This is a genomic window from Prauserella sp. PE36, from assembly GCF_003311655.1.
GTDB lineage: Bacteria > Actinomycetota > Actinomycetes > Mycobacteriales > Pseudonocardiaceae > Prauserella_A > Prauserella_A endophytica.
The window spans coordinates 172,008-191,434 of record NZ_QEQT01000034.1; the positions used below are offsets into that span (position 1 = coordinate 172,008).

The window sequence follows — 19,427 nt, forward strand, 5'->3', positions numbered from 1 at the left end:
TGTTCGCTGCGATGGTCGGCAAGACGTTCACGTTCGAGGTGCGGCGGACCAGCACCGCCGCGCCGGAGACCCTGTTCGCGCTGGAGACCGACGGCGAGCGATGGTCGAGCTGGGCACGGCCACTGGTGCTGCAGTCGAGCTGGGCCCGTCACGGCGAGCACGCGCCGGGCGGCGTGGGCGCCGTGCGCAGGGTCGGGCTGTGGCCGGTGCTGCTCGGTGAGCAGACCGTGGTCTACGAGCCGCACCGCAGGCACGTCTACACCTTCGCCGACGGGAGCGCGCCCGTGCGCGACTACCGAGCCGAGGTGCTGTTCACGCCGAACGACGCGGGCGGCACGGACCTCACCTGGCGCGGCTCGTTCACCGAGCGCGTCCCTGGCACCGGCCTGCCGCTGCGTACCGTCCTGCACGCGGCGGTCCGCTTCCTCGCCACCCGCCTGATCGCCGCCGCCGAACGCGAGTGACCGCCCCCCAAGGCCACCTTTGTTGCGTTGAACGCAACAAAGGTGGCCTTGGGGGACGTACGGAGTCAGCCGGCGCCGAGGCAGAGGAACGGGCGGCGCAAGGGGTCCGCGGCGGTCGCCTCGGCGAGCGCGACGGCGGGTGAGGTGCCCGCCGCGAGCTGCCGGTGCAGGTCGGCCATCGCCTCCGCCGCGGCGCCGTCGCCGACCCGTGCGACCGCGCCGACCACCGTGCGCGAACCGCTGGCCAGCAACGCGCCCGCGAAGCCGAGTGCCTCCTCGCCAGGCCGGATGTGGCTGAGCGCCAGCTCGCACGCCGCCAGCACGACGCGCTCCGGCGGGTTGGCCAGGCGGGCGGCCTCGTGGGCGAACAGCGGGCCGTCCACGAGGTCCAGCCGCGAGAACAGCGCGTTCGCCGGCTCGTGCGCCCCGTGCGCCACCAGGTGCGCGACTCCGGAGCCGTCCAGGGCGGCGAGCACGTTCGCGCTCGTCGCCAGCTCGCCGTCGACGATGCTCGCGCTCGGGTACACCGAGCGCAGCTGCCGCACCTCGCCGACGGCCCCCGGCACGCCGGGTCCACCGACGAGCACCACCGACTCGGGACCGGGGTTGCTGGCCGCGGCCACCCACGCCGTCGCCGACGGAGCGATCGACAGCGCCCGCCCGCGCAGCGTCGGCAGCGCGCCCCACGGCAGCGCGTGCAGGGAGCCGGTCGGGACGATCACCAGTTCCCGATCGCCGAGCACGCCGCGCAGCGGCCGGATCAGCAGCTCGTCGAGCGCCGCCGCCCTGCGCCGCGCCGACGCCGTCACGGCGGTGGCCAGCGGGGCGGGCAGGTGGTCGGGCGCGAGCGCGTCGAGGTCGGCGTGCAGCTGCTGCGCGGTTTCCTCGGCCTCACCCAGCGAGCCGAGCCGCACGAGCCGGAACCGCCCGTCACGCACCACCACGGCCGCGAGCGTGTCGCCGTGGCCGACGAGGCTCACCAGCACCCGCTGCCCGAGCGTGTCCGCGACCTCCTCCGGCGAGCTCACGGGCCGGGGCCTGCCCCAGCGGCTCGTGTACCAGCCGAGCCTGCTGGCCTCCCGCTGGAGCCAGGCGTAGCGCTGTTCGAGCGCGGCGACGGAGCGGCCGGCGAGCCGGTGCTGCTGCACGGTGCGCTGGACGTGCCGCATCTCGGTGATGTGCTTGGCCAGCACGGGATCGTCGATGGCTGGCATGGGCTCGTACCGGTAGACCTGCGCGCGCGTGCGCTCCTGCCACGCGAAGAGCCTGCGCGCCCCGGCTTCGCCATTGGCGGTGTCGAGCACGAGCCCGACGGCGAGGGCGCCGAGCTCCTGGCCGTGCACGGCGGTGCCGCACAACAAATCCAGCCCGCCCATGCGGTCACGGGCCCAGCCCAGCTCGGTCAGCCCGCCCCTCGCCTGCGCGAGCGCTGAGCGCGTCCGCCCGGTCGCGACGGCCAGCTCCGCCCGGCACAGCCGCAACAGCATGCGGTGGTCGACAGGCGTCGTACGGCGGGGCCGGGGCACCCTGGCGAGCTGTGCGGTCGCGGCGTCGACCTCACCCCTGCGCAGCAGCAGACGCACGGCGAGCAGCCGGGCCGCGGCCGCCTCGTCACGCAGCCCCAGCTCGGCGAGCCGTTCCGCGAGCCGGACGAGACCCGAGGGCAGGCGTGCGGGAGGGCGCGTGCCCGACTCGAGTGCCTCCATCGCGTCGGCCCGGTGCCGGGTGAGCGCTGCGACCTCCGCCCACGGCACGTTGCCTCGGCGCAGGAACCGGCGGCGCGCGGCGACGGCGAGCTTGCGGGCCAGCGCGATGTCGCCCTCCAGCAGCGCCGCGGCCGCCCTGGCGACCTCGGCCTCGGCGACGTCCTGGATCACGCGGTTGCGGCGCAGCTCGGGCAGCGCCTCGTCGAGGTGGCGGGCGGCCTCCGCGGCCAGTCCCGCGACGAGCAGTGCCCTGGCCTGGTCGATGCGGACCCTCGCCAGCCAGCCCGGTGCGGCCGACTCGAGTATTCGCGTGGCCTCGTCGTAGTGCCGCAGTGCGCCGGGGATGTCGCCGGCGAGCTGGGCGAGGTCGCCGAGCCCGTGCCGAGCCTTGCCCTCCAGCCGGGTGTGGTCGTGCTCGGCGGCGAGTTTGATGGCGCGGTCGAAGTCGCGCGACGCGGCGTCGAGGTTGCTCATCTCGGCGTGGATCTGCGCGCGGTTGAGCACGGTGCGTGCGAGCAGCAGGCCGTCGCCGTCGTCGAGACGCTCCAGCGTGGGGATGATCGCGTCGAACAGGGCGAGCGACTCGGCGAGGCGGCCGACGCGGAAGAGCAGCAGCGCGCGCTGGCCGGACACCACGGCCTGCAGCTCCTGCCTGCGCACCCCGTCGGGCAGCAGGTCGAGCTGCGCCTGCGCGCGTTTGAGGCCACGGAAGCCCTCAGCGGTGGAGCCGACCTCGGCCGTGGCCAGCGCGAGGCTGATCAGCACGCGAACGCGCGCGCCGATCCACTCGGGCCCTTCGCCGCCGTCCTCGAGCGCCCGCAGCGCCTTGCGCAGCAGCCGGATGGCCTCCATGTTGTGCGCGCTGCCCGCCGCGTCGTTGGCTCGCCGGTGCACGTCGAGAACGGCGGCGAGGGCTCGATTCTGTTGTCGATCGCCACGCACGGGGTCTATGGGAGCACATCCACCGCGTCGCGACGCAAGCTGGATCCCTTACAACACAACCGCCGGAGTGACAACGGTTCGACGGCACGAATTTCCGTCGATGTACACCACTATCTGGGTGGTTCCGCAGGGAACATCGTGCAGGACGAACCGCCCGCCGTCGTCCGCGACCGTCGAGACGGAGTCGTGCCCGGCGACGCGGACCTCAACTCCGTACTCGCCCTCGGGCACCAGCCAGCCGTCGATGCGGTGCCGGGCGCCGACCTTGGTCAGGTTGATCATCACGGTGAGATCGCTGACCGTGAACGTGATCGTGCCCTGTGCGACGCTGCGGACGCCGACCAGCTCGTCGGCACGCTCCCAGCGGGCGACCTCGACGTCGAGGTCCTCCAGCTCCAGTGCGAACTGCACCCGCTCGACCAGGCCCTCAGGCGGGGGATCGAGTTCGTGCACGAGCCGGTCGAGCTCCATGAGCAGCGTCTGGTCGTCCGGGAAGGTGCTGCCTTCGTTCATGCGCTGCCCCCTTGAGCGTCAAGCAGTCCCCGCATGCGTTGCAGGCACCGGCCCCGCGTGGGCCCGATGCTGCCGTGCGGCATGCGGAGCACGTCCGCGACGAGCCGGTACTCGACGCGTCCCGCGAGCACGGTCAGCCGCAGCAGTTCCTGGCACCGCTGCGGAAGCTGGGCGAACGCGGCCCACAGCCCGCGATCGCGTTCGGCCCGCAGCACCTCGGCATCCGGGGCGGGCTGCGTGCTCGGCACGGTCTCGGCGAGCTCGTCGGTGAGCGGCACCGGCGACGGCTTGCGGCCACCGGCCCGCTGCGACTCGCGCCGGGCCGTGGTGATCAGCCACGCGGCGAGCGCGCGCGGATCGGCGAGCCGGTCGAGGTTGCGGAATAGGGCGAGCCACACCGTCTGCACCACGTCCTCGGCGGTGTGGCGGTCGAGCCCGTTGCCCCTCGCGACCTGCCACACCAGCGGCGTCAACTCGGTGACCAGGCGGTTCATGGCCAGCCGGTTGCCTGCGCGTGCCTCGTGCATGCACGCCGCGTAGAGCTCGTGGCCGTGCAGTCCCTCCCACGGAGGGTCCGCCTCGGCGGTTCTCGCGTCGGTCACCGCACCCGCCCTTCGCTGTCGCACTCTTCAAGTCGGCGCAGGCAGTATCTCGGTCTCGTGAGAACAGAGGAGAGGGGTGACGGCTGTCAGATACATGAGGTCACTCGTTTGGAGTAGCGGTTACGACGAAAGTGACCGAGCGGCGCGGTCTGTCCTCCCACGGCCGCGCCAACTCGGCCTCTATGAGGTGCCGGCCGGCGTCGACAACGTCGAACGCCAGCCGACGGACCCCACCTTTTCCCGGCGGTCCCTCCCCCTGAGACCCCCGGGCCGGATGGTCGACACCCCCACGGACGTACTCGTCGACGACCAGCCGGACCCCCTCCGGCAGGCGCAGTGACCACTGGTAACCCGACGTCCGGGTCTCCGGGAGCCGAAGCTCCACGGTGTCCCCGACACGCAGTTCCGCTGTTTTCCCCGCATCGGACTGCGCGAGCCGGACCAGTGCCACTGCTCCTCCCGTTCCTCTTCCCCCTGCGACGGTGGTGGCCGACGGCCCCCTCGACTGTCGGCCACCACCTGCTTTCCTCGCGTGGAACTCAGACGACCAGCTGGTCGATCTCCCCGCGAGCGTCTTCGTGGTAGGACACCGGCAGCCGGTAGTTCTTCGCCAGGAGTGCGAGCAACGTCAGGTGGCTGTGGCCGGACTCCGAAGCCGGCGAGAGCCGCTTCCAGCCGACGCCCTGCACCGCGATCCACACCCCCGGCGAGCCGCTCGCCGACCAGAGGTTCAGCACCGCCCTGCCGGTGACCCAGCCGGTCGGCGGGTTCTGCCCGTTCTGCACGGGCGCGGGCCGCTGCTGGCCGGAGCCGTCGACAGGCGGCGTGTAGGGGTCCCAGCCCATCGGCACCGGAGCGGGCGGCGGGGTGTACGGATCCCAGCCCGTTGGCGCGGGCGGCGGGCTGTACGGATCCCACCCCATCGGCGCGGGAGCGGGGCGCGGCGGCGCATACGGGTCCCACCCCATCGGGGTGGGAGCGGGGCGCGGCGGGCTGTACGGATCCCAGCCCATCGGCGCCGGAGCGGGGCGCGGCGGGCTGTACGGATCCCACCCCATCGGCGCGGGAGCCGGGCGCGGCGGGCTGTACGGATCCCAGCCCATCGGCGCCGGAGCGGCCGCGGGCGGGGCGTACGGGTCCCAGCCGGTGGGCGGCGCGGGCGGCGGCGTCTGGGTCGGTGTGTCCTCGACCGGTTCGGCAGGCTGCTCCTGCGCCGGCGGGTTCTCGGTCACCGTGTCATCGGTCATCGGCCTTCTCCGTGGTTCGTCAGTGGGCGGGGTGGATCATGCTGAGCTCGTCGTCGTCGATGAACGGCACGAACGCTCTTCCGCTGGCCCTGGCGGTGCTGAGCAGGGCGAGCGTGGCGATGGTGCCGTCCGGCCCGCCGGAGAGCCGGGTCCAGCCCAGGTTCTCCAGGTAGGCCCAGCCGTTGGCGTCGTGCGCGGTGGCGAACAGACCGAGTGCGCGCTGCGCGGGCAGCCACGCGCGCAGGCTCACCCCGGTGCAGCCGAGAGTGGTCGGCCTCGGCTCGGGGTAGTCCTCGATATAGGCCTCGCCGTAGGCGATGCGGAGGAACCCGTTCTCACCCCAGTCGGGGCCCCAGGAGTTCTTCGCGATCCAGCAGCCCGCGTCGTCGTCCCACCCGATGAGCGCGACGCAGTGTCCACCGCTCGTCTCTTCCGTGGTGTGCCGGTAAACGCCGCCGGTGTAGTGGAACAGGTCGTCATAGACGACGAGGCAGGCCGTGACAGCTCCGTACGTGTAGAGATGCTGCTTGATGGCGGCCGGGTCCTGGCTGAGGTCCACCACGCCCTCGGCCTTCGCCAGCCGGTCGCGCCACCCGGGGTTGAGCGCCCCTGAGTCGTCGTCGTAGTACGGGTAGTGGTCGTCGAAGGTGACCCCGATCCGCTCGCAGTCGACGAACAGCTCGTCCGGCCACGTACCGTCGGGCGTGATCGCCTCGCGTGCCGCGGCGTGCCCGAAGAACAGGTGCGCCTCGGAGAGGTTCAGCCGCAGCCCCGGCGCCCTGCGCGTGTAGGCCGCGGTGGTCTCCAGTGCGGCGATGGTGCCGAACGCGCTGCAGGAACCGATCTCCCCCTGGTCTTTGACGTCGGTGACGTAGGCGCGTCCATCGACGTCGCGCAGGTCGAACCGCCTCGGGAGGTGGGGCGTGGGCTCGTGCTGCACTTCCGCGGGCTCGCGGGACACCGCCAGCGCGACCTCGGCCATCCGGCCCGGCAGGTCCGACCTCGCCCTGATCTCCTCCGCGGCGGGCGGTGGAACGCCCAGCCTCGCCTTGCGCGCGTGCTTCGACAGCCTGCTCAGCCGGGTCTCACCGCAACGCCACGGGTCGCCCAGCGCGGCGAGCGAGTCGCGAATGCCCGCGATCTCGGCCACGCATGGGTGGTCGGGGCTCATGTGGGTCCTCCAGAGAGCGGTGGAACGCGCCGTCGCCCATAGGACGCGGCTCGACCCCTCTCAGATACACCCCGGGTAAGACTTTTTTCATCTCGAGGCCGTCGGCAGGGTGAGGAGGCGGGGGCTACCTCACCCTTCGGCGTCGCGCTCGCGCCGGACCCGCTCCCGGTGCCAGCGGTCGAACAGCGCGGGGATCTCCTTGACGATGAAGTCGAGGAAGTCGGCCATGCGGGTCAGGCGCACCCCGGCCGGGGTCTCCGGGCCGACGGCGTCGACACCTTCGAGGGTCGCGTCCAGCCACATCCGGAGCATGCGGTCGCGTTTGAGGAACGAGGCGAACCAGAAGTCGTCGTAGAGCCGGTAGTGGTCACGGCGTTCGCCGGGCTGACGTTCCTTGCTGATCAGGCCGACCTGTTCGAGGTAACGCACGGCGCCCGAGATCGCGGCGGGGCTCACGGAGAGCGTGCCTGCCAGGTCGGCGGCGTTCATCCGGCCGCTGTCCGAGACCGTCAGCGCGGCGAAGACCCTGGCCGGCATCCGGGGGAAGCCGATCTGCGACAGGGTCAGCGCGAGGTTCTCGACGTAGGCGCGAACTCGCTCCTCGTCACGGTCTGCGGCCGGATCACGTTGCGACTGCGGTCTGCTCGACATGCGAACCATCCTTCCCGAGGTCTGGTCGATCACCCAATCCATACGTTTTCTTAACTTCACAACTTTGTGAAATGAGTGTAGCTTCGGTCGCATGGAAAACGCCATCTCCGTCAGTGGCCTGCGCAAGTCGTTCGGGTCGACCGTGGCCCTCGACGGACTCGACCTTTCCGTCGCCACCGGCGAGGTTCACGGTTTTCTCGGTCCGAACGGCTCGGGCAAATCGACCACCATCCGCGTGCTGCTGGGACTCCTGCGCGCCGACGGGGGCACGGTGCGCCTGCTCGACGGCGACCCCTGGCGCGACGCGGCGAGCCTGCACCGGCGGCTCGCCTACGTGCCCGGCGACGTCAACCTGTGGCCCAACCTCTCCGGCGGCGAGGTGATCGATCTGCTCGGCAGGCTGCGCGGCGGGCTCGACCAGCGGCGCCGCAACGAGCTCATCGAGCGCTTCGACCTCGACCCGAAGAAGAAGGGCCGCACCTACTCGAAGGGCAACCGGCAGAAGGTCGCCATCGTCGCCGCGCTCGCGTCCAACGTCGAACTGCTGCTGCTGGACGAGCCGACCTCGGGCCTCGACCCGCTCATGGAGGCCACGTTCCAGTACGCGATCCAGGAGGAACGCGAGCAGGGCCGCACGGTGCTGCTGTCCAGCCACATCCTCGCCGAGGTCGAGGCGCTGTGCGACCGGGTCAGCATCATCCGCAACGGGCGCACCGTGGAGACCGGCACGCTGGCCGACCTGCGCCACCTGACCCGGACATCGATCTCCGCCGAACTGGCCGGGCACCCCAACGGGCTTTCCAAGCTCGAGAACGTCCACGACCTGCGGATCGAAGGCAATCGGGTGCAGTTCGACGTCGAGACCCACTCGCTCGACGAGGCGCTGCGCAGCCTCACCAGCATCGGGGTGCGCAGCCTGACCAGCCAGCCGCCGACGCTCGAGGAGCTCTTCCTGCGGCACTACACCGAGCATGCGAAGGCGGGCTCGACATCATGACCAGGACGTTGGAGCGCCCCGCCGCCGCGCACGAGGTCTCCGGAAGGGGCAACCACCTCGCGGGCACGTGGCAGCTCGTGCGGCTGGCCCTGCGCCGGGACCGCGTCGTGCTGCCCATCTGGGTCGTGGTGCTCGGGGTGATGGCCTCCGCGGGCGCCGGCGCGTACGAGACGCTCTACCCCACGCAGGCGGAGCGGGAGGCGCTGACCGCGACGATGGGTGCCAACCCGTCGCTGACGCTGCTCTACGGTCCCGCGTTCGACCTGGGCACGGCAGGCGGGTTCGCCGCGTGGCGCTACGGCGCCATCCTCTCCCTGTTCATCGCTCTGGCCTGCATCTTCACGGTCACGCGCCACACAAGGCAGGAGGAGGACACCGGGAGGCAGGAGCTGCTCTCCTCGGCCGTGGTGGGCCGCTACGCCGCTCTGACCGCCGCTGTGCTCGTCGCCGCGTTCGGGGCGGTGCTCACCGGCGGGCTCATGGCCGCCAGCCTGATCGGCGTCGGCCTGCCCGCGACCGGCTCGCTCGCGTTCGGAGCGAGCATGGCGCTCGCCGGGCTCGTGTTCACCGGTGTCGCCGCGATCACCGCTCAGGTTGCGGAGTACTCGCGCACCGCGAACGGCATCGCTTCCGCCGTGCTCGGCGTGACGTTCCTGATCCGCGCCGTCGGTGACGCCGCGGTCGACGCGAGCTGGCTGTCCTGGCTCTCGCCGATCGGCTGGGCCACGCAGGTGAGGGCGTTCGCCGACGAGCGGTGGTGGGTGCTCGGGCTGCTGGCCTTCGCCGCCGTACTGCTCGCCGCGGTCGGCTACCGGCTGCTGCCCATGCGGGACGTGGGCATGAGCCTGATCCCGGCCCAGCCGGGTCCGCCGCACGCGGCTGCCGGGCTGGGCACGCCGTTCGCCCTCGCGTGGCGGATGCAGCGTGGGGTGCTACTCGGCTGGGGAATCGGGTTCGCGGTCTTCGGCGCGCTGTTCGGCTCGCTCGCGGCGGGGGTCGGCGACCTGCTCGGCGACAGCGCGCAAACGCAGCAGATGATGGCGCGACTGGGCGGTTCGCAGAGCATGGTCGACGCCTTTCTCGCGTCGATGGGCGGGATCATGGCGATGATCGCCTCGCTCTACGTGGTGCAGGCCACCCTGCGGCTGCGGGCCGAGGAGACGGCCGTGCGGGTGGAACCCCTGCTGGCGACGCGGGTGAGCAGGTTCCGCTTGGCAGCGAGCCACCTCGTGTTCCCGCTTTTGGGCAGCGCCCTGCTGCTGGCTGTCGCCGGGTTCGCCGTCGGCCTGTTGCACGGGTTGCGCGTGGAGGACCTCAGCGGCCAGCTCCCCGCCGTGTTCGGCGCGGCGATGGCCCAGCTCCCCGCCGTGTGGCTCGTGGCCGGGGTGGCCGTGGCCCTGTTCGGGCTGCTGCCCAAGCTTTCCACCGCGGCGTGGGCGGTCGCGGCGCTGTTCCTGCTCATCAGCATGTTCGGCCCGGTCGCCAACCTGAGCCAGACGGTGCTCAACCTCTCGCCGTTCCAGCACATCCCGAAGCTGCCGAGCGCGGAGTTCACGGCGACGCCGCTTCTGTGGCTGACCGGGCTCGCGGTGGTTCTCGTCGGCGCGGGTCTGGCCGGGTTCCGCCGTCGCGACATCGGTTAGCGGCTGGGGTGAGTCGAGCCCGGGTTCCGTCGGGGGGCCCGGGCTCGACTCGCGTGTGGACGGTCGCACACGTGGGTGTGAGGGCTCCGTTCGCGCAGATCGCTGGCCTTGTCACGGGTTCGCGGGGCACACTCAGAAGCACGTTCCCCAGTATTCGGAGAGGAGGAGTGCGATGTCCGCGCCGATGAGCCTTCCGTCGCGGCTCGACCCGCTGGTCGAGTTCTACGGCCGATGGAACACCGGGCGTGCCGAGGACTGCCTGCCGCTCCCCCTGGCTCGTGCGGCCAAGTACGAATGCCTGGGGGGCTACCTGACCACCAGCCCACATGCCGGTTCCGCCAACTCCTACGGGGAGTTCCGGCTCGCGGCGTTGCTGGACGGGCCGGTCCGCGCGGCCGGGTTCGTGCCGTACGGCACCGTGAACCTGCGGTTCGCCGACGACACGTGGATCCAGCCGGAGCTGGCGGTGCTGCGCGAGCCCGCCGGCGGGGTCACGTGGGTGTCGCCGGAACAGGTGCTGCTGCTCGTCGAGTTCGCGGAGGGCGAGCGGCACGGGCAGCACCGGATCGACAAGCCGGAGTTGTGCGCCCACGCCGGTGTCCCGTGGTACCTGTGGGTCGAGATCGACTACCCGGCCAGATCGGTCTACGTGCGGCTGAGCGGCCTCGTCGACGGGCACTACGAGGAGCGGGTGGCAGCGGGCTCCGGCGAGCGGCTCCGGTTCACCGAGCCGTTCCCGGTCGAGCTCGATCCCGCCGAGCTGCTGGAACCATGAGCGCTCACGTGCCGTCGCGGACGGTGCCGTCGGCGCCCACGGTGAGCTTCGCCTGCGGTCCCATCGCCGGGCAGTGCGGCCCGTTCGGATACACCGGTTCGGGGGTGATGTCCAACGTCTGACGGGATGTCTCCGCGCCGTCGTCACCGGTGATCGTGAGCGTCACTCGCACCGGCAGCTCGGGCAGGTCGTCGACGGTCGCGAAACCGTGCTTCCCTCCGGTCTCCCGCACCTCGGCGGAACAGACGGCGTCCGGCTGGTCGCCGCCGCAGCCGGTGTCGATCGCCTCCGTCGAGGGGGACAGCTCCAGCGGGTAGGTCCGGCACTTCCCGGCCCAGCAGACTTCGAGTGCCGCCGTGCTCGCCGCCGCGGCGGCCGGGCCCGGTGCGAGGTCGACGCTCACGCCGCGAGGGGCGCCGATCTCGGTGCACGCGACCTGACCACCACCGGTGCCCGCCGAGGTACCGCATCCGGCGACGAGCAGGAGCGCGAGCAGGGAAAGTCTTCGCATGCCGCGAAGACGGTCGAAGCCCGGCCTCCGGTTGCACGTCTGGCTACCGTTTTCGGATGGAGACCACGGATCGGCCGCGAGCACTCCGGTTCCGGCTCGCCGGGCAGTCGCTCGGCCGGCGGTCACCGAAGAGCGAGCTGGGAGCCGTCGCCGGTGCGGTGGCCGTGCAGAACACACCGCCCGGCTCGGCGGGGCAGGCGTTGCACGCCCGGCTCACCGGGCTCACCCCGCGCGGGCTCCAGGCGGAGGTGGAGACCGGCAGGACGCTCGTGCAGCTATGGGCGATGCGTGGCGCGCCGCATCTGGTGCCGGTCGAGGACGCGGCGGTGTACACCACCGGGTTGCTTCCCGACGGCGAGGAGTCGTGTCTGCACTTCATCCAGGGTGCGACCGACCACCTCGCCCGGTTCGGACTCGGCGCGACCGACGCCGTGGAGTACACGTGCGAGGCGCTGCCCGGGGTGCTCGACGGGCGGCACCTGAGCAAGGACGAGCTGGGCGCCGCGCTCGCCGAGAAGGTGGGCGAGCACCTGCCACCGCGGCTGCGCGGGGCGTGGACGGAGCCGGACGGGCTGGGCTCCAACACCTACGGGCAGAGCGTCGTGCGGTACGCGCTGTACGTGGTGTCCCTGCACGGCGTGCTGTGCATTGCCTCCCAGCCCAGGGGCAACGCGCGGTTCGCGCTGACCGAGCAGTGGCTGGGCAGGCGGTTGCCGTCATGGGAAGCGGGCCGGGCGCGAGCGGAGCTGGTGCGGCGGTATCTGCGCTGCCACGGTCCGTCCACCTCGGCGGAGTTCGCGACGTGGTCGGGCACGGCGCCCGCGTTCGCGGCGGCGTCGTGGGAGCTGGTGGCCGGTGAGCTCACCGAGGTGGGTTACCGAGACGGCTCGGCGTGGGTGCTCACCGAGGACCTGCCGACGCTGCGGGAACCGCCCGCGGCCCAGGGTGTGCGCCTACTGCCGCCGCACGATCCGCTGCTCGCGACCAGGGACCGCGCGGCGCTGGTCGCCGGCGACCGGGCTCGCAGGCAGGTCTGGCGCAGCCAGGGCAACCCGGGCGTGGTGCTCGCCGATGGCGAGGTCGTCGCGCTCTGGCGGCCCAGCAAGAAGGGGAACACGGTGACGATCGGTGTCGAGGGGTTCGGCCCGCTCGACGACGAGGTGAGGGAGGCGATAACCAGGGAAGCCGAGACGCTGGCACCGTTCCGGGGCGCCAGGAACGCGCGTGTCACGGTGACGTCACCGGGGTAGCCCAGCTGTATGGACGACGTGATCGGACGCATTCCCAAACAGCTGCTCATCGACGGCAAGTGGCAGGACTCGGCCGACGCGAGCACGTTCGGCGTCGACGATCCGGGCAACGAGCGGCGTCTGTGCGAGATCGCCGACGGACAGGCCGCCGACGCGGAGGCGGCGGTCGAGGCCGCGGTCACCGCGCAGGAGAGCTGGGCGCGCACGCCACCGCGCGAGCGCGGCGAGATCCTGCGCCGGGCCTTCGAGCTGATGACGGAACGCGCCGACGAGCTGGCTCTGCTCATGACGCTCGAGATGGGCAAGAGCCTCACGGAGTCGCGGGCCGAGGCGACCTACGCGGCCGAGTTCTTCCGGTGGTTCTCGGAGGAGGCGGTGCGCATCGACGGCCGGTACTCGCCGAACCCGGCGGGTGGTGGGCGGACGATCGTCACCCGGCAGCCGGTGGGCCCGTGCCTGCTGGTGACGCCGTGGAACTTCCCGCTGGCGATGGGTACGCGCAAGATCGGTCCGGCGGTGGCCGCGGGCTGCACGATGATCGTCAAGCCACCGCAGCTGACGCCGTTGTCGATGCTGAACCTGGCCGCGCTGCTCACCGAGGCCGGGCTACCCGACGGCGTGCTGAACGTCGTGCCCAGCACCTCGGCGACGCGGATCGTCAACCCGGTGCTCGGCGACGCGCGGGTGCGGAAGATGTCGTTCACCGGCTCGACGGAAGTCGGGCGCAAGCTCGTGGAGCAGTGCGCGCCGAACCTCCAGCGGATGTCGATGGAGCTCGGCGGCAACGCGCCGTTTCTGGTGTTCGCCGACGCCGACCTCGGCGCCGCGGTGCAGGGGGCCGTCACGGCGAAGATGCGCAACAACGGCGAGTCGTGCGTGGCCGCGAACCGGTTCCACGTCGCCGAGCCGGTCGCCGAGGAGTTCACGCGGCGGCTCACCGAGAAGCTGGGACAGCTGCGGATCGGTCACGGAACCGAGGAGGGCGTGTCGGTGGGGCCGCTGATCAACCAGGGTCAGCGGGACAAGGTGATCGAGCTGGTCGACGACGCGCTCGGCCGCGGCGCCACCGCGACCACCGGTGGCGAGCCGCTGGAAGGAAAGGGGTTCTTCTACCGCCCCACGGTTCTCTCCGGCGTACCGGAGGGCGCGCGGATCCTGCGGGAGGAGGTCTTCGGCCCGGTCGCGCCGGTCACCACGTTCACCGACGAGGACGAGGCCGTCGCGCTGGCGGGCGACACCGAGTTCGGGCTCGTCGGCTACCTGTTCACGCGGGATCTCGACCGCGCGATCCGGGTCGGCGAGGCCCTGCCGACCGGCATGGTCGGAATCAACACCGGCCTCGTGTCCAACCCGGCCGCGCCGTTCGGCGGGGTGAAGGCGTCCGGTTTCGGCCGCGAGGGCGGGCACGAGGGCATCGACGAGTACCTCGACACGAAGTACCTGGCGGTGGCCGTCGGAGCGTCCTAGAGCAGCTCGGACAGCACCGCCTCGGCCTCGTCCACGCGTTCGTCCGCGGCCGCGAACCGCTTGCGGGCCTCCATGGTTCGCTTGCGTGCCTTGGCTTCCGCTTCCTCCGCGAGGCGCAGCTCGCGCGCGGCGTCGTTGCGGGCGGCGCGAGCCTTCGAGAGGGCCTCGCGGGCGCGGTGGCGCTCCTCCCGCAGGCGGCGGGCGTCGTCGTCGCCCCGCGGTTCCTCCTGCTCGGGTTCCTTGGGCTCCGGCTGCTTCTGTTTCGGCTCGGCTCGCTTGGGCGCGGGCTTCTCGGGCTCGGCCCGTTCCGGCTCCGGCCGCTTCTTCGGCTCCGCTCGCTTCTGCTCGGACCCCTTCGGTTTCGGTCTCTTCGACTCGGACCTCTCCGGTTCCGGTCTCTTCGGCTGGGGCTTCGGTTCCGGCTTCCGTTCTGGCCTGGCCGGTGCGGGGCCGAGGGCCATCCAGTCGCCTGCGAAGGCGTCGCCCGGCCGCAGTGCGGACGTGAGCCTGCCCTCGGTGACCGCCCTGGCCGACTCGGGATCGGTGAGCGCGGCGTCGAGGGTGTCGTAGACCTCCCTGACCACGGACTCGCCGGGCTTGCCGTCGCCCAGCTTCGCGGCGCGGTCGGTGAGCGTCTGCACAAGCTCGTGCCTGCGCCGTGAAAGGGCCCGCAGGTCCTCGCCGGCCAGCTCGGAGTGCGCCCGGCGCAGCGCGTCGCCGAGCTCGGCCAGCTCGGCGACGTCCTCGGGGCGGCTCCTCGCGAGCCGGTTGACCAGCCACGCCGCGCTCGTCGGCTTGCGCAGGCCCTTGATCCTGGTCGCGAGGTCCTTGTCACCCGCCTTGCGGGCCTCGGCTGCCCGGCGGTCGCGAGCCGGGGTGAACTCGTCCCGGTCCAGCTCGTACAGCTCATCGGCGACCGACTCGAAATCCATGCCCTCCAGCCTGCCCCTTCGTGGCGGCCGTGGCGGCGCGAAACGGCGATTAGGGTGGGTGACGTGGGAGTGACGGAGATCGAGTTCTACTGGCGGCCAGGCTGCGGATTCTGCGCGATGCTGCGCCGGCAGCTGGACGGCAGCGGACTGCCGGTGCGTGCCGTGAACATCTGGGAGGAGCCGGACGCCGCGGCCCGCGTGCGGTCGGTCGCGAACGGCAACGAGACGGTGCCGACCGTGTTCGTCGGGGAGCACGCGCTCGTCAACCCCAGCATGAAGGAGCTGCTGGCTCTGGTGGGCGCCGAAGCCCCTCATTTGCTGGAGAAGTAGGGGCTGCAACCCCCTGCAACCCTTGTCGCGCGCGCCGGGGCGCGCCGACAGTGGAGCCCGCACAGCTCGCAATGTGGCGAATTGCTGGATCGGAGGCTCCGTTGACGATCGACCACCCCGCCGAGGCCACCACCCGCGCGGACACCTGGCTCACCGCTTTCCAGGACGCACTCAGCGCCCGCGACGTCGAGCGAGCCGCCTCGCTCTTCGCCGACGAGTGCTACTGGCGCGACCTCGTCTCGTTCACGTGGAACCTGCTGACGGTCGAAGGCCGGGACGGCGTCGCCGACCTGCTCAGGGGCACTCTCGAGCACACCGACCCGCGGGGCTTCACCATCACCGGCGAACCCTCCGAGGCCGACGGCGTCACCGAGGCGTGGCTGAGCTTCGAGACCGCCACCGGTCGTGGCACCGGGCACGTGCGCCTCGTCGACGGCAAGGCCTGGACTCTGTTGACCACCCTCGACGAGCTCAAGGGGCACGAGGAGCCGCGCAAACTCAACCGGCCGAAGGGCACCGAGCACGGCGCCAACCGCGACCGCGTGACCTGGCTGGAACAGCGCGAGGCGGAGCAGGCCGAGCTCGGCTACACCCGGCAGCCCGAGGTGGTGGTGATCGGCGGCGGCCAGGGCGGGATCGCACTCGGTGCGCGGCTGCGTCAGCTCGGCGTGCCCACTATCATCGTCGAGCGCAACGAGCGGCCAGGCGACTCCTGGCGCAAGCGGTACAAGTCGCTCGCCCTGCACGATCCCGTCTGGTACGACCACCTGCCGTACCTGCCGTTCCCGGACAACTGGCCGGTCTTCGCGCCGAAGGACAAGATCGGCGACTGGCTGGAGATGTACACGAAGGTCATGGAGCTCAACTACTGGAGCTCCACCACCGCCCGCAGCGCCACCTACGACGAGCGCGCACAACAGTGGGAGGTCGTGGTCGACCGCGCGGGCGAGGAGGTGACGCTGCGGCCCCGCCAGCTCGTGTTCGCCCTCGGGGTTTCGGGCAAGCCGAACGTGCCGGTGTTCCCGGGCCAGGACCGCTTCCTCGGCGAACAGCACCACTCGTCACAGCACCCCGGCGCCGACGCGTACGCGGGCAAGAAGGCCGTGGTGATCGGCTCGAACAACTCGGCGCACGACATCTGCGGTGCGCTGTGGGAGGCCGGGGCCGACGTCACGATGGTGCAGCGGTCCTCGACGTGTGTGATCAAGTCCGACTCGCTGATGGAGCACGGTCTCGGCCCGCTGTACTCCGAGCAGGCCGTGGCGTCCGGTGTGGACACTCGCACCGCGGACCTGATCTTCGCCTCGCTGCCGTACCGCATCATGGCGCAGTTCCAGAAGCCGGTCTACGACACCATTCGCGAGCAGGACGCCGACTTCTACGAGAAGCTGGAGCGAGCCGGGTTCGAGCTCGACTTCGGCGACGACGACTCGGGCTTGTTCATGAAGTACCTGCGCCGGGGATCGGGCTACTACATCGATGTCGGCGCCGCCCAGCTCGTCGCCGACGGCAGCGTGAAGCTCGCGAAGGGCCAGGTGGCCGAGCTGACCGAGCGCGAGGTGGTGCTCGACGACGGCACGCGCCTCGAGGCGGATCTCGTCGTCTACGCCACGGGCTTCGGGTCAATGAACGGCCTCGCCGCCGACATCGTCGGGCAGGAGATGGCCGACCGCGTCGGCAAGGTGTGGGGCCTCGGCTCCGGCACCACCAAGGACCCTGGCCCGTGGGAGGGCGAGCAGCGCAACATGTGGAAGCCCACGCAGCAGCAGGCGCTGTGGTTCCACGGCGGCAACCTGCACCAGTCGCGGCACTACTCGCTGTACCTCGCGCTGCAGCTCAAGGCCCGCGCCGAGGGCATCCCGACGCCGGTCTACGGCCTGCAGCCCTCCCATCACACGTCCTGAGGAGGAAACCCGTGAAGGCAGCACGGTTCCACGGACGGGGCGACGTCCGCGTCGACGACCTGCCCGAGCCGCATCCGGGGCCGGGTCAGGTGCAGATCGCGGTGGAGTGGTGCGGCATCTGCGGCACCGACCTGCACGAGTACCTGGACGGCCCGATCTTCGCGCCGACGCCGGAGTCGCCACACCCGCTCACGGGCGGGGCGGTGCCGATCACGCTCGGGCACGAGTTCTCCGGGGTCGTGGCGGAACTCGGAGACGGTGTCACCGGGCTGAAGGAGGGCGACCGCGTGGTGGTGGAGCCCTACGACGTGTGCGGGCACTGCGTCGCGTGCAAGGCGGGGCGGTACAACATTTGCCGCTCGCTCGGGTTCATCGGGCTCGACGGCGACCAGGGCGGCTTCGCGGAGAAGGCCGTGGTCGACCAGCGGTGGGTGCATCCCATCGGCGACCTGACCACAGAGCAGGGCGCGCTCATCGAGCCGCTCTCGGTGGGCTACCACGCGGCGAAGCTCTCGGGCCTGCGCGAGGGGGAGACGGCGGCGGTGTTCGGGTCCGGCCCGATCGGTCTGGTCACCGCCGCCGCGCTCAGGGCGGTCGGCGCGGGGCAGGTGATCGTGGTGGAACCGGCCGCCGCGCGGAAGGCCAAGGCGCCGGGAGCCGGTGCCCACACGGTGCTCGATCCGTCCGAAGTGGATGTCGCGGAAGCGATCCGCGAGCTCACGGGCGGCGCCGGCGCGGACGTGACGTTCGAGTGCGCGGGCATCGACGCGGTGCTGGCCTCGGCCATCGCCTCGACGAAACCGGGCGGCACGTGCGTCAACGTGTCGATCTGGGGACACCCCGCGACGCTCGACGTCAACTCGCTCGTGCTGTCGGAGATCAGCCTCATCGGCTCGCTCGCCTACGCCAACCGCCACCCGGAAACCATCCGGCTCGTCCAGGACGGCGTGGTCGACGTCGAACAGTTCATCACCGGCCGCATCGCCCTCGACGACATCGTCGAACACGGCTTCCGCGAACTCATCGACCACAAGGAGACCAACGTCAAGATCCTCGTCCACCCCTGAAAAACCCACAGACGGCGTGCCGCTGCCCCTGGCACCTGACCGGGCAGCGGCACTGCCCCGTGTGCGTAGCACGCCGGCGGTTGACAGGCGAGTGTGTCGAGGGTCACAGTTAGCCGTACAACCGGATAGCGGCCAAAGCGTACGCAATGCGTACACGTTCGACTGCACTCGATGAGGAGGCGCCGTGCGAACAGACCCGCGAACGCTGCGGACGTGCCTCGGCCACTTCGCGACCGGGGTCACGGTGGTGACGTGCGAGGGCGACGGCACGGCACACGGCGCGACCGTGAACTCCTTCACCGCCGTGTCACTCGAACCTCCGCTCGTCCTCGTGTCCCTCGACCGCAACACGAAGGCGTGCAAGTACCTCGACGGCAAACCCTTCACGATCAACGTCCTGCGCGAGCGGCAACAGGACCTCGCGCTGCACTTCGCGGGCAAACCGATGGCCGACGAGCCCGAGTGGGAGCACCCCGGTGGCGACCTCGCCCCTCGGCTCGCGGGCGCGCTCGCCACGGTCGCCTGCGCGCCGTGGCGCAGCTACGACGGCGGCGACCACGTGCTCTACCTCGGCGAAATCCGCGAGATCTCGTTCAGCGACGGTGATCCGCTCGTGTTCTACGCCGGAAAGTTTCGCCACCTCGGCAAGGCCGTCGGCACCGTCCCGTGGCTGGAGTCCGGCGACTGCCCCAGCCTGTCCTGGTTCCCCGCAGGCTGAACCGGGCTCGCTTAGCTGCCGTGAACCATGCAAAGGAGCAGAAAGTGACGGCACAGCAGGAAACCTCCACCGGCACCGAAGGCCCGCGCACGACGCGCCCGATGACAGGTGACGAGTACATCGAGAGCCTGCGTGACGGCCGGGAGATCTTCATCTACGGCGACAGGGTCGCCGACGTCACCACCCACCCGGCGTTCCGCAACTCGGTGCGGATGACCGCTCGGCTTTACGACGCGCTGCACGACCCGGACAGGCAGTCGGTGCTCACCGCGCCCACCGACACCGGCAGCAGCGGGTTCACCCACCCGTTCTTCCGCACGCCACACACCAGTGCCGACCTGTTCGCCGACCGCGACGCGATCGCCGAGTGGGCGAAGATGACCTACGGCTGGATGGGCCGCAGCCCCGACTACAAGGCCGCCTTCCTCGGCACGCTCGGCGCCAACGCCGACTTCTACGAGCCCTTCGCCGGCAACGCCCGCCGCTGGTACACCGAGTCACAGGAAAAGGTCCTGTACTGGAACCACGCGATCATCA

General features: G+C 71.4%; 20 protein-coding genes. 11 read left to right on the forward strand and 9 right to left on the reverse strand.

Translation table 11 applies throughout. The annotated features are described in order from the left end of the window. Positions 1-11 precede the first annotated feature (11 nt). Positions 12-464, forward strand: a complete 453-nt coding sequence (locus tag DI005_RS04230) for an SRPBCC family protein (protein WP_113641329.1) — start codon at positions 12-14, stop codon at positions 462-464. A gap of 65 nt (positions 465-529) precedes the next feature. On the opposite strand, the gene DI005_RS04235 is transcribed toward DI005_RS04230, so the two are convergent. From DI005_RS04235 to DI005_RS04265, 7 genes are all read right to left on the reverse strand, one after another. Next, complete coding sequence (locus DI005_RS04235; protein ID WP_113641330.1) at positions 530-3,022, reverse strand: CHAT domain-containing tetratricopeptide repeat protein; 2,493 nt, start codon at positions 3,020-3,022, stop codon at positions 530-532. A gap of 138 nt (positions 3,023-3,160) precedes the next feature. Beyond that, the gene (locus tag DI005_RS04240; protein WP_112265125.1) at positions 3,161-3,625 is read right to left on the reverse strand and encodes a carboxypeptidase regulatory-like domain-containing protein; all 465 of its coding nucleotides are present in this window, start codon (positions 3,623-3,625) and stop codon (positions 3,161-3,163) included. Beyond that, complete coding sequence (locus DI005_RS04245) at positions 3,622-4,227, reverse strand: RNA polymerase sigma factor (protein ID WP_112265127.1); 606 nt, start codon at positions 4,225-4,227, stop codon at positions 3,622-3,624. Before DI005_RS04245 ends, DI005_RS04240 begins: the two co-directional genes overlap by 4 nt. 100 nt (positions 4,228-4,327) lie before the next feature. Next, the gene (locus tag DI005_RS04250) at positions 4,328-4,678 is read right to left on the reverse strand and encodes a protease inhibitor I42 family protein (protein WP_112265129.1); all 351 of its coding nucleotides are present in this window, start codon (positions 4,676-4,678) and stop codon (positions 4,328-4,330) included. Positions 4,679-4,766: 88 nt separating this feature from the next. After that, positions 4,767-5,474, reverse strand: coding sequence for a hypothetical protein (locus DI005_RS04255; RefSeq protein ID WP_113641305.1), 708 nt, complete (start codon positions 5,472-5,474; stop codon positions 4,767-4,769). Positions 5,475-5,493: 19 nt separating this feature from the next. Further along, the gene (locus DI005_RS04260; protein WP_113641306.1) at positions 5,494-6,645 is read right to left on the reverse strand and encodes a C1 family peptidase; all 1,152 of its coding nucleotides are present in this window, start codon (positions 6,643-6,645) and stop codon (positions 5,494-5,496) included. A 129-nt stretch (positions 6,646-6,774) separates the two neighbouring features. Next, positions 6,775-7,296, reverse strand: a complete 522-nt coding sequence (locus DI005_RS04265; RefSeq protein WP_113641307.1) for a GbsR/MarR family transcriptional regulator — start codon at positions 7,294-7,296, stop codon at positions 6,775-6,777. A gap of 91 nt (positions 7,297-7,387) precedes the next feature. Between DI005_RS04265 and DI005_RS04270 the strand changes: the two genes are divergently transcribed. From DI005_RS04270 to DI005_RS04280, 3 genes are all read left to right on the forward strand, one after another. Beyond that, positions 7,388-8,293: an ABC transporter ATP-binding protein gene (locus DI005_RS04270; RefSeq protein WP_112265137.1), complete on the forward strand. Its 906-nt coding sequence runs from the start codon at positions 7,388-7,390 to the stop codon at positions 8,291-8,293. Beyond that, positions 8,290-9,936, forward strand: coding sequence for an ABC transporter permease (locus tag DI005_RS04275; RefSeq protein WP_113641308.1), 1,647 nt, complete (start codon positions 8,290-8,292; stop codon positions 9,934-9,936). Before DI005_RS04270 ends, DI005_RS04275 begins: the two co-directional genes overlap by 4 nt. Before the next feature lie 172 nt (positions 9,937-10,108). After that, positions 10,109-10,711 carry a Uma2 family endonuclease gene (locus DI005_RS04280; protein WP_113641309.1) on the forward strand — a complete coding sequence of 201 codons (603 nt, stop codon included), beginning with the start codon at positions 10,109-10,111 and terminating at the stop codon, positions 10,709-10,711. Between the two features lie 4 nt (positions 10,712-10,715). Here the strand turns inward: DI005_RS04280 and DI005_RS04285 are convergent, their stop codons facing one another. Continuing rightward, entirely contained in the window at positions 10,716-11,222 is a 507-nt protein-coding gene (locus tag DI005_RS04285) for a hypothetical protein (RefSeq protein WP_113641310.1), read from the reverse strand. Positions 11,223-11,278: 56 nt separating this feature from the next. On the opposite strand from DI005_RS04285, the gene DI005_RS04290 reads away from it, so the two are divergent. After that, positions 11,279-12,472 carry a winged helix DNA-binding domain-containing protein gene (locus DI005_RS04290; RefSeq protein ID WP_113641311.1) on the forward strand — a complete coding sequence of 398 codons (1,194 nt, stop codon included), beginning with the start codon at positions 11,279-11,281 and terminating at the stop codon, positions 12,470-12,472. 9 nt (positions 12,473-12,481) lie between these two features. Continuing rightward, positions 12,482-13,939, forward strand: a complete 1,458-nt coding sequence (locus DI005_RS04295; protein ID WP_113641312.1) for an NAD-dependent succinate-semialdehyde dehydrogenase — start codon at positions 12,482-12,484, stop codon at positions 13,937-13,939. On the opposite strand, the gene DI005_RS38130 is transcribed toward DI005_RS04295, so the two are convergent. Then, a complete protein-coding gene (locus DI005_RS38130; protein WP_158559774.1) occupies positions 13,936-14,871 on the reverse strand; it encodes a hypothetical protein in 936 nt (311 codons plus the stop codon). The genes DI005_RS04295 and DI005_RS38130 overlap by 4 nt on opposite strands. Before the next feature lie 63 nt (positions 14,872-14,934). On the opposite strand from DI005_RS38130, the gene DI005_RS04305 reads away from it, so the two are divergent. The 5 genes from DI005_RS04305 to DI005_RS04325 all read left to right on the forward strand — a co-directional run. After that, positions 14,935-15,201, forward strand: coding sequence for a glutaredoxin domain-containing protein (locus DI005_RS04305; protein WP_112265147.1), 267 nt, complete (start codon positions 14,935-14,937; stop codon positions 15,199-15,201). 71 nt (positions 15,202-15,272) lie between these two features. Beyond that, positions 15,273-17,105 carry an NAD(P)/FAD-dependent oxidoreductase gene (locus tag DI005_RS04310; RefSeq protein WP_113641313.1) on the forward strand — a complete coding sequence of 611 codons (1,833 nt, stop codon included), beginning with the start codon at positions 15,273-15,275 and terminating at the stop codon, positions 17,103-17,105. A gap of 11 nt (positions 17,106-17,116) precedes the next feature. Further along, positions 17,117-18,172 carry a 2,3-butanediol dehydrogenase gene (locus DI005_RS04315; protein ID WP_113641314.1) on the forward strand — a complete coding sequence of 352 codons (1,056 nt, stop codon included), beginning with the start codon at positions 17,117-17,119 and terminating at the stop codon, positions 18,170-18,172. Between the two features lie 184 nt (positions 18,173-18,356). Then, positions 18,357-18,890: a flavin reductase family protein gene (locus DI005_RS04320; protein ID WP_113641315.1), complete on the forward strand. Its 534-nt coding sequence runs from the start codon at positions 18,357-18,359 to the stop codon at positions 18,888-18,890. A gap of 101 nt (positions 18,891-18,991) precedes the next feature. Continuing rightward, positions 18,992-19,427, forward strand: a 436-nt coding sequence (locus DI005_RS04325; RefSeq protein ID WP_304481725.1) for a 4-hydroxyphenylacetate 3-hydroxylase N-terminal domain-containing protein, incomplete at its 3' end; no start/stop codon positions are given.

Bases quoted from the DNA above. Each gene is read 5' to 3' on its own strand.
- DI005_RS04230 (WP_113641329.1), top strand. From the start codon at position 12: ATGGTCGGCAAGACGTTCACGTTCGAGGTGCGGCGGACCAGCACCGCC.
- DI005_RS04235 (WP_113641330.1), bottom strand. From the start codon at position 3,022: ATGGAGGCCATCCGGCTGCTGCGCAAGGCGCTGCGGGCGCTCGAGGAC.
- DI005_RS04240 (WP_112265125.1), bottom strand. From the start codon at position 3,625: ATGAACGAAGGCAGCACCTTCCCGGACGACCAGACGCTGCTCATGGAG.
- DI005_RS04255 (WP_113641305.1), bottom strand. From the start codon at position 5,474: ATGACCGATGACACGGTGACCGAGAACCCGCCGGCGCAGGAGCAGCCT.
- DI005_RS04260 (WP_113641306.1), bottom strand. From the start codon at position 6,645: ATGAGCCCCGACCACCCATGCGTGGCCGAGATCGCGGGCATTCGCGAC.
- DI005_RS04265 (WP_113641307.1), bottom strand. From the start codon at position 7,296: ATGTCGAGCAGACCGCAGTCGCAACGTGATCCGGCCGCAGACCGTGAC.
- DI005_RS04270 (WP_112265137.1), top strand. From the start codon at position 7,388: ATGGAAAACGCCATCTCCGTCAGTGGCCTGCGCAAGTCGTTCGGGTCG.
- DI005_RS04275 (WP_113641308.1), top strand. From the start codon at position 8,290: ATGACCAGGACGTTGGAGCGCCCCGCCGCCGCGCACGAGGTCTCCGGA.
- DI005_RS04280 (WP_113641309.1), top strand. From the start codon at position 10,109: ATGTCCGCGCCGATGAGCCTTCCGTCGCGGCTCGACCCGCTGGTCGAG.
- DI005_RS04285 (WP_113641310.1), bottom strand. From the start codon at position 11,222: ATGCGAAGACTTTCCCTGCTCGCGCTCCTGCTCGTCGCCGGATGCGGT.
- DI005_RS04290 (WP_113641311.1), top strand. From the start codon at position 11,279: ATGGAGACCACGGATCGGCCGCGAGCACTCCGGTTCCGGCTCGCCGGG.
- DI005_RS04295 (WP_113641312.1), top strand. From the start codon at position 12,482: ATGGACGACGTGATCGGACGCATTCCCAAACAGCTGCTCATCGACGGC.
- DI005_RS38130 (WP_158559774.1), bottom strand. From the start codon at position 14,871: ATGGATTTCGAGTCGGTCGCCGATGAGCTGTACGAGCTGGACCGGGAC.
- DI005_RS04310 (WP_113641313.1), top strand. From the start codon at position 15,273: ATGTGGCGAATTGCTGGATCGGAGGCTCCGTTGACGATCGACCACCCC.